Annotated in this window: 8 protein-coding genes; 3 read left to right on the plus strand and 5 right to left on the minus strand. The window is 61.9% G+C overall.

The window, feature by feature from the left end:
- Positions 1-933: 933 nt before the first annotated feature.
- The 3 genes from J2W40_RS14740 (at position 934) to J2W40_RS14750 (ending at position 7,424) form a co-directional block, all read left to right on the plus strand.
- Entirely contained in the window at positions 934-4,056 is a 3,123-nt protein-coding gene (locus J2W40_RS14740) for a TonB-dependent receptor (RefSeq protein ID WP_310226104.1), read from the plus strand.
- Positions 4,057-4,173: 117 nt separating this feature from the next.
- Positions 4,174-7,089, plus strand: a complete 2,916-nt coding sequence (locus tag J2W40_RS14745; RefSeq protein WP_310226106.1) for a glycosyl hydrolase 115 family protein — start codon at positions 4,174-4,176, stop codon at positions 7,087-7,089.
- Between the two features lie 104 nt (positions 7,090-7,193).
- Entirely contained in the window at positions 7,194-7,424 is a 231-nt protein-coding gene (locus J2W40_RS14750; RefSeq protein WP_310226108.1) for a hypothetical protein, read from the plus strand.
- A gap of 291 nt (positions 7,425-7,715) precedes the next feature.
- Here the strand turns inward: J2W40_RS14750 and rlxS are convergent, their stop codons facing one another.
- From rlxS to J2W40_RS14775, 5 genes are all read right to left on the minus strand, one after another.
- Positions 7,716-9,728 (minus strand): relaxase/mobilization nuclease RlxS, encoded by a 2,013-nt coding sequence (rlxS, locus tag J2W40_RS14755; protein ID WP_310226110.1) that lies wholly within the window; start codon positions 9,726-9,728, stop codon positions 7,716-7,718.
- Between the two features lie 343 nt (positions 9,729-10,071).
- A complete protein-coding gene (locus J2W40_RS14760; RefSeq protein WP_310226112.1) occupies positions 10,072-10,431 on the minus strand; it encodes a hypothetical protein in 360 nt (119 codons plus the stop codon).
- A gap of 318 nt (positions 10,432-10,749) precedes the next feature.
- A complete protein-coding gene (locus tag J2W40_RS14765) occupies positions 10,750-11,364 on the minus strand; it encodes a lytic transglycosylase domain-containing protein (RefSeq protein ID WP_310226114.1) in 615 nt (204 codons plus the stop codon).
- Positions 11,352-11,936, minus strand: a complete 585-nt coding sequence (locus J2W40_RS14770) for a S26 family signal peptidase (RefSeq protein WP_310226116.1) — start codon at positions 11,934-11,936, stop codon at positions 11,352-11,354. The genes J2W40_RS14765 and J2W40_RS14770 overlap by 13 nt, the downstream gene beginning before the upstream one ends.
- Entirely contained in the window at positions 11,929-12,153 is a 225-nt protein-coding gene (locus tag J2W40_RS14775) for a helix-turn-helix transcriptional regulator (RefSeq protein ID WP_310226118.1), read from the minus strand. Before J2W40_RS14775 ends, J2W40_RS14770 begins: the two co-directional genes overlap by 8 nt.
- Between the last annotated feature and the right edge of the window lie 152 nt (positions 12,154-12,305).

The raw sequence follows: 12,305 nt of genomic DNA on the forward strand, positions 1-12,305 counted from the left end.
CAAGCTATATTGACTGCCAATGGGACTTTCGCGACGGTCGGCTCTGGAGCAATGATAATGGCATAGCCGCCATTCTAGCACGGCTATGCTGGGGCAGTTGCCACGCCCGTAAGTGGCCGTTGGGAAATAGCCCCCTGAAAACTGTATTACGTTTATGTCGTACAAAGGGCTGGCATTGAACCGGTAGTAGGCCGGGCGCTTTCAGGCGGCTGATCGTGGAAAACGAACATTTGTCCAAGTGACAAGCCGCACAAAATCCTATCTCGTTTGCACTTCTCACACATTCGTCGGCTGCGTTAGAACAGCGCGCTGTTCTTCATCAGTCAGACGCGATGAGGCAACAAACGCCCGCATCGCCACGCTCAATCAAACGCGAGGGCTGCTGAACCTGTTCGGTCTCCTGCTCGGCTGGTGGAGAGTGCGAGGCAAGCGCACCGAGTGCACAGTTGCCCCATGCGCTCAGCATCCTAATCCGGAACCATTGTTCGCGGCGCTCCTGGCATGCATCGATGGCGATCAAGGTGCAATTGCGCTAGTCGAGTCGTATACTCGAGCACCGTGTGCATCAGATCCAGTATACGCAGGTCTAATGGCCGTCCTTGGCGTTAGGCCAATTACCGCGCAGACCTAAACAGATTCCCCGCCGCTCAGCCAGAAGACGCTTAATGGGCCTTTCGGTTGCCTTCTGACGGCAAGGGAACGGCTGCATATTGAGGGATGAATGGTTGCGCAATCATTAGCAGTCCGAAACATCGAGAACTTAGAATAGGATTATTCATCCAGCGATCGAAAGTGGTCATGCCGAATGGAAAACCGGTTTTCCAAATACTTTAGAATTGGTTTGACAGGCTGGCAGGCATTGCCATATGAATCGTGGTAGCGTTACCACCGAGCTTGCCGCAACAGCGGGAGCAACTTAGGGAGAGATAGATCGTGAAGGTGCATAAACCCGCTATTCGCATGGCCTTGCTTGCCGCATCGGCTCTTGGCTCGATCGCCTTTGGGCAGATGGCCGCTGGCCAAACCGCAGCGGTTCAGGATGCCACAGGTCAAGACGCACCTGCCGCCCCGCAGATCGCACCCAACGATCCCGCCGCGACGACCAACGACATTGTCGTCACCGGCTATCGCGCATCGCTGCAAAGCTCGACAAATGCCAAGCGAGAATCGACCGGCTTTACCGATTCCATCTTCGCGCAGGACATCGGCAAGTTTCCCGACACTAACATCGCTGAATCCTTCAACCGCATCCCCGGCATCACCATCAGCCGCGACGTCAATGGTGAGGGTGTTAACGTTGCCATCCGCGGCCTTGGCTCCAACTTCACCAACGTGACGCTGAACGGCGCGCCGATCGCTGTGTCCTCATCTGGCGCGACCGACGCGCAGGGAACAGACCGCTCGGTCGATCTGAGCTTTTTCCCCACTGATCTCTTCACGAAGCTGACGGTGAACAAAAGCTACACCGCCAACCTACTGGAGGGCGGCGCTGCGGGTAATATCGACATGCGCTCGGCCCGTCCGTTCGATCGCCCCGGCACGCGTTTCACCTATAATATTCAGGGCACCAAACAGAGCGGCGTGGACAAGGTCGGCGCGCGTGGCTCCGCCATCTTCAGCACCACCAACGACACGATGGGCATTCTCGTGGGCGTGTCAGGTCAACGGCTGTTCACCGACAACCGCGGCTTCGAGACGATCGGCTACACCAACCCGGCGCTGACAGCGGCGCAGTGCGGTGCGGCTACAGGCTGTAACGCGACAGGTGGCGGCAACTGGACCATCCCGGCCACTGTCCCGGCAGGCGCCGGGGGGGGCCTGATCGCGGGCCAGACGATCGATCGGGCCTGGCTGCTCGCTAACAATCCGGGCGCATCCATCCAGCAGATCGACAATGGCATCATTCCCCGCCTCGGTCGCTTCTCCGCGCAATATGGCCGTCGTGACCGCATCAACGCCATCGCCAGCGCCGAATGGCGTCCCAATGACGAGATGCATTTTTACGTCGATGGCCTCTACGGCTTCAAGAAGAACAATCTGACGCGCGAAAATATCGCCTGGATCGTCCGCAATGGTCAGATCATTCCTACTAACACCACCTATGACAAGGAAGATTGTTCGGCCGGTTGTCAGGTGACCAGCGGCACTTACGCCAATTCGCAATTCTTCCTCGAATATCGCCCCTTGACCGAAACCACGCAGCTCTACAGCATCAATCCGGGCCTGGATTGGGAAATGAGCGACCGCCTGAAACTGTCGGTTCAGGCTAACTATACCCGCAGCACCTTCCACCGCGAAATCCCCACCGCCGGGCCAGTCACCGCCATGGGGACCGGCGTGACCGTCGATTATACCGCCAATTCCAACGGCGCACCGTCGATCACATCCAGCGTCGATCTCAACGATCCCAATAATTTCGTCTGGAACGGCGGCCGCGTCAACATTTCGGACGAGCGCCGCGTCAACGAAACGAAGGGCGTGCGCGGTGCGCTGACCTGGGGTGATGAGCGGCTCAATATCCAGCTCGGCGGCAATTATGACGATGTCAGCCGTCGCATCCGCGGCTTCGACAACAGCCAAGCGTGGCAGAATGCCGTGTGTGGCGGCAATCCCAATGTGTTCGTGCCTGGTCCCAATAGCCAGCCGATCTGCGTGGGTGCAGCGTCCGTCGTGCCCGGATCAACCGGCTATCCCAATTATCCAGGTTATGGCACCGGCTACACGGCCGGACAGACCGGTCCCGTTACCTATGGCGGTTCGCTGGTTCCGGTCGGCCAATTGCCCAGCTTCCTGATGCCCGGCCGCGCCGGCTTCGTGACGGTCGACTGGGACAAGTTCAAGAAAGCGTCCAACTATGACGCCTTTCATGACAATGCGCCCGAATCGGGCGGCTCAAACACGGGTGCCAGCGGCGGTCTTATCCGGGAGAAATCTTTTGCCACCTATCTGACCGCTAGCGGCAAGCAGCAGATCGGCGATAACGACCTGCGCTTCAATGTCGGCGTGCGCTACGTTAAGACCGACCAGACGATCGAAGGCCGCGTATCTCTAAGCGATCCGCGCAACACGCCTACCGCCACTACGCAACTCCCCGACGGCGCGCGCTATCCCAGCATCGTTACCATCGTGCGCACCAATAACAGCTATGAAAAATGGCTGCCTGCTGCGACGGTCGCCTATGATCTGGGCGATCTGGCCGTAATCCGCGCCGCTTATTCGAAGACGATGACGCGCCCTGATCCGGCGGCGCAGTTGCCTGGCGTTGGCTTTGGCGATCCCTCGGCCGCCACCGCCACGATCGGCAACCCCGCGTTGAAGCCCTATTTCTCCAACAATCTGGATCTGGGCGTCGAACTTTACACTGGAAAGGAAGGCCTGGTATCGTTCAGCGCTTTCCGCAAGTCGCTAACTGGTTTCACCAACAACCAGATCACTACCCAGCCTTTCTCCTTCCTCGCCCAATATGGCATCAATTATGACTCGCTGAACCCGACCCAGCAGCAGGCCATCAACCTGCGCGGCGGCCCGGCGGCTGCGACCATCCAGGTCCAGTCTCAGGTCAACGTTCCCAACAAGCTGACCGTCAACGGACTGGAATTCCAGTGGGTTCAGCCGCTCGACTTCCTGACCGATCGCTTCGGTGTGCGCGGTTTTGGCTTTAACGCCAATGCCACGCTGGTCGATCAGCGCAGCGATGGTCCTGCCACCGCCTTCGGGGTCGCACCGTTCACCTATAACGTCATTGGCTATTATGAAAATGGCGGCGTCAACCTGCGCGTTTCCACCACCTTCCGTGAAGGATCGCAGAGCAGCGGTGCCAACCAGAACGGCATTCCCGCCGCCGCCCTCTACTCCGACGACTATCAGCAGTGGGACCTCTCCTCCAGCCTCGACCTCGAAAAGGTGTTCGGATGGAAGGGCGCACCGCAACTAACCTTGGACATCCAGAACTTCACTAACTCCACCCTGCGCAGCTACTTCCAGTTCGAAGGCGCTACCTTCACCCAATACAAGCCAGGCGTCCAATATCTCGTCGGTGTGCGCGGCACCTTCTGAACAAGGACGAAAGGAGAGGGCGGCGTAGCGATGCGTCGCCCTCGCTTATACTGACGGCTGTAGGGATAGGGCACTCGTCCAGTGGTCTGGCCGTTTTAGGGAAATGGGAACATTCTGATGCTGTCACGTCGCGATATGCTGTCCGGATCTATCGCTGCGGCGCTCGCTGCAAGTCCTCTGCGTGCGGCGGTCAGCTTCGATGAAAAAGGTAAAGGGTTCGAACTGGTTGGTCCGGGCGGGGCTATCCCGCTGTTCGTGGAGCCGGGCGACTTCGCAGGCGTGCTCCGCGCGGCCCGGGATCTTGCAGCGGATGTGGAGCGGGTAACGGGAACGGACGCCCCCTTGTCGCCCATGCCGGACCAGCCGCGCATGGTGCTGATCGGCACGCTGGGCAAAAGTCCAACGATCGACCGGCTCGCAGCAACCGGCAAGATAGATGTCGCACCAATTAGGGGCAAGTGGGAAAGCTACAGCCTGCAGACGGTTCGCGATCCGTTGCCGGGCGTCAAGGAAGCGCTGGTCATCGTGGGCAGCGACAAGCGCGGCACCATTTACGGCATTTACGATCTGTCGCAGAATATCGGCGTTTCCCCCTGGTATTGGTGGGCGGATGTACCGGTCGTGAAGCGCGACCGGGTCCGCATTTCCTACGGACGTTATTTTCAGGGCGAGCCGGCGGTCCGCTATCGCGGCATCTTCCTCAATAATGAGGCGCCCTGTCTGTCGGCCTGGACCGCGGAAAAATTCGGTGGGATGAACGCGGACTTTTACACCAAGGTGTTCGAACTGCTGCTGCGGCTACGCGCCAATTATCTCTGGCCCGCCATGTGGAACAACGCCTTTAACGAGGACGATCCCAAAAACGGTCCGCTTGCCGATGAATATGGCATCGTCATGGGCACGTCCCATCATGAGCCGATGAACCGGGCGCATAAGGAATGGACGTCGCGTCGGCCCGGTAATGGCGACTGGAACTATGTCACCAATCGTCCGGCGGTTCAGCAGTTTTTCCGCGAAGGCGCGCGGCGCAGTAAGGACCGCGAACTGCTGGTGACGGTGGGCATGCGGGGCGACGGCGACGTCGCGATGGAAGGGACCGGCGGCATCAAGTCCGATGTCGCACTGCTCGAAACGATCATCGCCGATCAGCGCCGCATATTGCAGGAGGAAACCGGCAAGCGGATCGAGGATATCCCGCAGGTGTGGGTGCTGTTTACCGAGGTCCAGAAATATTATGATGCGGGATTGAAGGTGCCCGATGACGTGACGCTGATGTTCGCCGACGACAATGTCGGCTATATCCGCCGCCTGCCCACGCCGCAGGAGCGCGCGACCCGCACGGGCGGCTTTGGCGTCTATCATCATATGGACATGAATGGCGGCCCCTACAGCTATAAATGGGTCAACACCAATCCCTTTCCGAAAATCTGGGAACAGATGAATCTGGCGCTGGAATATGGCGCCAACCGCATCTGGATCAGCAATATCGGCGACCTGAAGCCGCTTGAACTGCCGATCGAATTTTTCCTGGCGATGGCTTGGAATCCCAAGGCGGTGACCAAGGAGCGGATCGCGGAATGGACCCAGCTATGGGCGGCGCGCGAATTTGGTTCGACTCACGCGGCTGAAATCGCCAGTCTGGTGTCGCGCTATGCTAAATATAATGCCTGGCGCAAACCCGAGCAATTGCGCCCTGAAACTTACAGCCTCCAGAATTTCCAGGAGGCCGAGCGGATGGTGACCTTGTGGCAGGGGTTACGCAAACGGGCGGAAGCCGTGAACGCGGCGCTGCCGGCAATCTATCGGGCCGCTTATTATCAATTGGTGCTTCATCCCATCCGGGGCTGCTGCAATCTGACCGAATTGCTCGTGGCCGCCGCACGCAATAGCTGGTTTGCCGAGCAGGGCCGGGCCAGCACCAACCAGGAGGCCGCCGAGGTAAAGCGATTGTTCGGGCAGGCACATCAGATACGGGACAGCTATAACCGTGATCTGTCAGGGGGGAAATGGAACCACCTGATGGACCAAACCTATATCGGATATTTCGACTGGTATCAGCCCACGCAGGACATCCCGCCGCCCGTCTCCGAACTGGATTTGAATGACGTTGCGTCGTTCGGCGTCGCCGTCGCGGGTCGGACGCAGGCATGGCCGGGCTTCTACCTGCCGCCCAGCCTGCCGACATTCGACAGCCTGCGCGGCGAGCGGAACTGGATCGAGGTGTTTCCCCGCGGCAAGCGGCCGATCGCAGCCAAAGTGTCGGCCAGCGAACCTTGGATTATGCTGAAGGACGAAGCCGCCTTTTCGACCAGCGCTGCCGATCGGCGCTATTGGGTGGACATCGACTGGACCAAAGCGCCGGACGGCAAGTCCGAAGGATCGATCACGATCAGTCAAGGCGATGACGCAACCAGCGTGTCGGTCACGGTCAACGCGATAAAGGCTACCGCCGAACAAATGCGATCGGCAAAGGGATGCTGGGGCAGCCTGTCCGGGCCGTTCTCCATCCCGGCCGATGCCTTCGACCGCAAGGTGCCTGCCGGGAATGTCCGGTGGGAAGCCATCCCCGACTATGGCCGGGTAGAAGCCGCCATGTCGATTTTCCCGGTCGACGCGCCCTCCATTGCCGATCCCGCCAAAGCGCCGCGCCTCGACTATCCGATCTTCGTCGGCGAAACGGGCGAATGGACCTTCGATCTGGTTACCGCCCCTACGCTCAACGTCAATCCTGCGCATCAATTGTCGCTGGCGCTGTGGATCGATGACGGGGAACCACAGATCGTGTCCGTCTTCACGCCAGAACGGCGCGAGACCGAGGAGTTTCTCGGCGCTGCACATGATCATGATTCCCGGACGGATATGCGCATCATGCGGTTCAAGGCCGCAATTGCTCAAGCTGGACGACACAGGCTCAGCATCGCCATGGTCGATCCTACTATCGTGATCGAATCCATCATAGCCTACCGCGACAAACTGCCGGATAGCTATTTCGGGCCGCCCAGCATCCGGATCGGCGAACCTACGCGTTCGTGAAAAACCATCATAAAGGTTGATACACATGCAATTTCGATCGCTGCTTCAGCACATGAAAAGCCGCTTGGGTGCAATTGCGTTCGAAGCGCAATGGCTGCGTCAACTTGGCCTTCGCCCCAACGCGCATCGATTATTCAGGTCGCCGGCGAATCAATGTTACCGACGTTGAACGATGGCGATCGCTGGTGGCCACCGTCCATGGGCATTGCATCTTTGCCCTTAACGGAAGTTTCGCGCTCTTGGGCGAAACCGCGCCGATGGAAATGGCGATCGCGCGGGTCAGGGAGTCGCTGGCCGCTTCGGGCGCATCGATGCCATTGACGGATACCGGGTAGTGTCGACCATGAAATGGCTAGAAATTCTGGAGCGCGATCTACAATTCTCCGCTGGTCGGCACCAGATCGTGCCCAGTGGCGGTGCTAAATTGGCCCGAATGGGTTGTGATGCCTGAACTCGCACTCTTGCGCGACTGAACCGACCTGAACTCGGCAGTCTGATATCCATGTCGCCGTAAAGCGAGCGAGGGATAGAAAAACACCTAGAAAATAGCGGACGGTCTGCACCTTGGCAGCGAAAACTGAATGTTGAGCGTCCGTGAAGGGTCGATCCTGTCTGGTGCCGATCAATTACGAAATGCTTGGCCCCTTCCGACCACGCCCGATCGACCAGTTGATCCCATCAACCCGCACCAAACCGGACACCGGTTTTCCGACCTGCCGCTCCAGCGCCGGACGCCACGGCACCAACGTGAAATCACGGGCACGTTCAATCAGCGCAAAACGCCCGCTGACGAGATCAACCGGACGGCGATAGACGCCGTCAATCTGGGCGCCCTCGGTAGCCTCCCGGAACGGCATATTCACCTCATCGGAAAGCTGTCCAGCAACCCGGAGCAGCTCGCGCCGCTGGAGCGCCGCGATCATGCCGTTCGGAAATGTCGTGCTGCCGCCCGTCTCCTCGGCAAAACCCTGCGCCACCAGCCACTGCCGCCGACGTGCCTGGGCATCGCGCAACTCGTGGCCGAAACCGGCATCTCGGACGGGCACGGGAGCGCCCGACACCAACTCGCGGTCGATCCAGGTCGCAGCGTCTGCATCGACCAGCCGGTCGAGCGGCTGCGCCGACAGCATGGTGATCTTGACAGGACGGTCCCGCAGCCGCTGCGTCTCATGCATGGCTACACGATCGAGATGGTCCGGCGCGATGATCCAACGACCGGACGGCTCGCGCTCGACGATACCCGATATCCGTCGCATCGCCTCCAGCCGCCGGACATGGGTTTCGGCAAAGGCCTGGGTTGCGGTCGGATTGTGGCGAAGATGGGTATCCACATCGTATCGTCCACCATTGGAGGCGGCGACTGCGGCAATGGTCCGATCCACCTCCCGCACTGTCGGGCTGACCGGATCGATTCGCACGATCGCGCCGCGCGGCAAGCTGGCGTCGGTTTCCGTGCCCCCTTCGGCGAAGCTCAGCACAGGCCTGCCGATCGCCACATAGTGGCTGCGCCCGTCCACGCCATCGACGATCAGATAATGGCGATCGGCATGCTCGTCGGCGAGCCCACGCGCCAGCACGCGGCCGACCAGCGGGCGGGAATCGGATGCGGCTGGATCGTAGATCGCCTGGTCGGCCGGTGCTCGGGCAATCGCGGCGCGCGAAAATTCGCGCTGCATGGTGCGGATGATGTCGTTGCGTTCTCCCAATGCGCGCAACGTCTCTGCAAGGTCGGGCGGGAGCCGGAAACGTCCGGCACCGAGCGGCTCGGCCAGGCCCAGGCGCGACAGCTTCGCCAGCCGGCCGGCGCGCAGCGTCTGGTCGAAGGCGTCGTGACCGTTGGTCGCCACCACCCGCGCAGCGTCTGCTCCCTTGAGCAAGGCCCGGTCGATCGAGGTCAGGCGCTCCTGCTCGACTTCGGCGCGCAGCGCCTGCGCGATCTCACGGTCCGTGCGCGGGCCAAGATCAAGATCGACCAGTTCGGCCGCGCGCTCGCGGATTCCGGTCGTCATATAGTCGCGGGCGATGACGAGATCAGCGCCGGACATGTCCTTCCCACGCACTACGATATGGGTGTGCGGGTGGCCGGTGTTGAAATGATCGACCGCGACCCAATCGAGCCTAGTCCCGAGATCCTCTTCCATCCGGTCCATGAGCCGGCGGGTGAGCAGTTTCAGATCGTCATACTGATCGCCATCTTCGGGCGAGACGATGAAGCGAAACTGGTGGCGATCACCCTTCCCGCGCTCGCCGAACGCCTTGCCGTCGACGGTATCGGCATCGCGCCCGTAGAGCGTCCCGCGTTCGCCCTCGCGCGTCGTACCGTCGCGCTGGAGATAGCGCAGGTGCGCAGCGGCGGCCGATACGCCCCTGCCGGCGAGCTTGACGATGCTCGCCTTGACGATGACGCGACGGCGGTTCGACGCCGCATGACCGCCGCGACTGGCGAGCAGCCGTCCGACCCCCGCGCCGCGCCCGATCCGGGTGCCCGAGAACGACCCTCGTGCGAGGCCGGTGGCAGCCGCGCCACTGCGCGCGCGATTGGCGGCGGCGAGGACGCGGCCGAGATAGCGCCGGGCGCGCTTGCCGCCCTGCTGGCGCTGGCGCCCGAGGGTGGGCACAAAGCTGTCGTCGTCGTCCATTTTCCTGATTCCGAAAGGTGTGGAACGGCGAGCATGATCCGCAGCCGACGATATGAAAACCGGTGCCGCCGAACATGGCGGAATGCCGTCCCTTTAGCGCGGACCGGCACCGGCGCCCAGAAGGCAGTGCCGGTCACGCGTCCAAAAAACGATGTGCAGACAAGGGCTTATGGCTCGCCAGTGCCATAGCTTTATCTTGCCTTACGCCGCCCTTCCGCTTGAACCGCTCCTGTCGCCCATTTTCGCCATCCTTCGAACCGCCCATGTCGCCCGAGCCGAGGCAAAAAAGAGCCGGGACACGATGCCTGTCCGGCACCCTGTCCCGGCGTTTCCGATGCCCTGATCAATGCGTCGCCGCAAAGGCTTCGCGGGCCTGCCGTTCGCTCCTGAAGCTGCGCCGCCCCATCAATCCCTGCGCGTCGCCATCGCCATCGACGATGCTCACCGCGACGAACCAGCGACCATCCAACCGCCCGATAATCGCTACCCGACCGAGTTCGGAATCGTCCTCCTCTTGCGCTTGGTACGCGCCGAGCCACCGTTCCGACACCCTTGCGTCCCACAGGAAGTCGCTCTCCTCGGCCTCCAGGAACCGCTGTGCCAGCGCCTCGCCCGCGCCCCGGCCGAACTCGATTTCGAGCCCTGCCACGAGCGTCGCCACCACGCGGTCCGACACTATACCGATGGGTTGAAACATGGTCATGATCGCCTCCTTCGCTTGAAATCCTCCTCATTGAGGACACCTTACGAAGACGGGTGGCGGAGCGGCTGTCAGGGCCGCGGAGGCGCAGCCGGAGCGCCGCGCAGCGGCGGCGGAGGAACCGATTTTGTTGCGCTGACAACAAACAGACTCGGCTGCGCAGCAGCCTCCGGCTCGCGGCAAAATTGGAGGGGCCGCCGGCCTTGCACAGCCGCTTCGCTGCCCGTCATGCTAGACCTTGCCGAGACGAGCCCCCTCCTACGTCCGAGATCGCGCGATGCCCTCGCAGCCCACACCCTCGACGCTGCCGCATCTGCAGGCTCAACGGGGTACGCGGACCGCGAACAGCGTATCGGACGGCTCGTCTGGCGCGCGTGATGGTGATGGAGTGATGGGTTCGTGGCTGGCCCGAAGCACGACGAACAATGCTGGTGGCGGTTGCTGCGAGAGGGATTGCGATGGACCCGAAGGCGTGCCCGACACTTGTGCGAGATAGGCGCGCGTCTCGGCCGGCAAGGCACGACCTGATGCAAGATGCGCGGCATAACGGCCCGGACCGGCATTGTAAGCGGCGAACAGGCCGGGATAGCCAAAGCGGTCATACATCGCGCGTAGATAGGCAGTGCCTGCGAGAATATTGTCGCGTGGATCATGGGGATTGCGCCCCAGGCCGTGCGCCGCGCGCATCGCCGTCCACGTCGGCGGCATCAGTTGCATGAGGCCCATAGCGCCAGCGCGGGATGTAATTGGTCGCCCGCCAAGCATGGTCTGGCCACCGCTTTCGGCGCGCATGACCCGCTCGATCCACGCTACCGGCACGCCGAACCGCGCGGACGCCTCGGCGATCTCCACCCGCCAGCGATCGAGTGGATCGGCAGCGGCAGGGGTCGCGACGAACAGCGCGACGGCGAGCGTGAGCGTTCTCAGCGCAGCCACAGCGGGGTCGCCTTGCCAATGACATCCTGCGCCAGCGTTGGCCCGAAATAGCGCCCGTCGAACGAGTGCGGGATCTCGGTCATGAGCAGGAAGACCATTCCCGGTCCCAGCCGGATGCACCCCTGCCACGCGGGCAAATCGCGGCCCTCCACATCGACGGCGCGGCGGATGGCTAACGGCCTTCCGTTCAACGTCACCACGCGATCGACCGCGCAGATTCTATCTCCGGCCATGCCGACGACGCGCTTCACCAGCGGCACGTTGGATGGCAGATAGTGGCGGCGTGCAGCCAATTGCCGCGCTTGGGTAGGCGGCCAGGCAATCACCATGTCGCCGCGCTGGAGCGCCGCACCGGGCGACACCGCATAGAGTCCGATGGGCGCGCTGGCGCTGGCGTTCCACACTAGCCGGGGCACCGGCGGCAGCGCAATCGTGAGGCCGAGACAGGCGATGCCAGCGGCGATCAGCGCGGCGCGGCGGCGTAGCCGCAGGCGGCGGACATGGGCGGCGCGCCGTACCTCCAGCCAGGCGAAGAGTGGCAGCGGGCGATCATTACCTCGACGCTCAACCACGGTCGCCTCCCCGCGCGCGGGCTGCCGACCAGGCCTCGATATCGTCGATATGATAGCGCCAGGTGCGCCCATGCAGGCGGCATATCGGCCCCTTGCCTGTCTGGCGCAGGCGCTTAAGCGTCGAGTAGGCAAGGCCAAGATGAAAGGCCGCCTGCTTGGCGGTGAGGAAGGGGCAGGTTTCGCGCGCGGCCTGCGCACGTGTCGCGGTATCGTCCATGATGGCGGTCCATCTGCGCCGATGCACCCTGCGTCGGCTGAGAGGTGCGGATTGGATCGATCCGGTCCTCTCCGGCAGGGTCGCAAATCGACCCATGCGATTGCGACCTCCCTGTTTCGGGGTGGGGTTTCGGGCTGGCGGCGATGCCCCGC

It is taken from the genome of Sphingobium xenophagum, from assembly GCF_031457465.1.
Lineage (GTDB): Bacteria > Pseudomonadota > Alphaproteobacteria > Sphingomonadales > Sphingomonadaceae > Sphingobium > Sphingobium xenophagum_A.

Coding starts and splice junctions, on each gene's coding strand:
- J2W40_RS14745 (WP_310226106.1), top strand. CDS start 4,174: ATGCTGTCACGTCGCGATATGCTGTCCGGATCTATCGCTGCGGCGCTC.
- rlxS (WP_310226110.1), bottom strand. CDS start 9,728: ATGGACGACGACGACAGCTTTGTGCCCACCCTCGGGCGCCAGCGCCAG.
- J2W40_RS14760 (WP_310226112.1), bottom strand. CDS start 10,431: ATGACCATGTTTCAACCCATCGGTATAGTGTCGGACCGCGTGGTGGCG.
- J2W40_RS14775 (WP_310226118.1), bottom strand. CDS start 12,153: ATGGACGATACCGCGACACGTGCGCAGGCCGCGCGCGAAACCTGCCCC.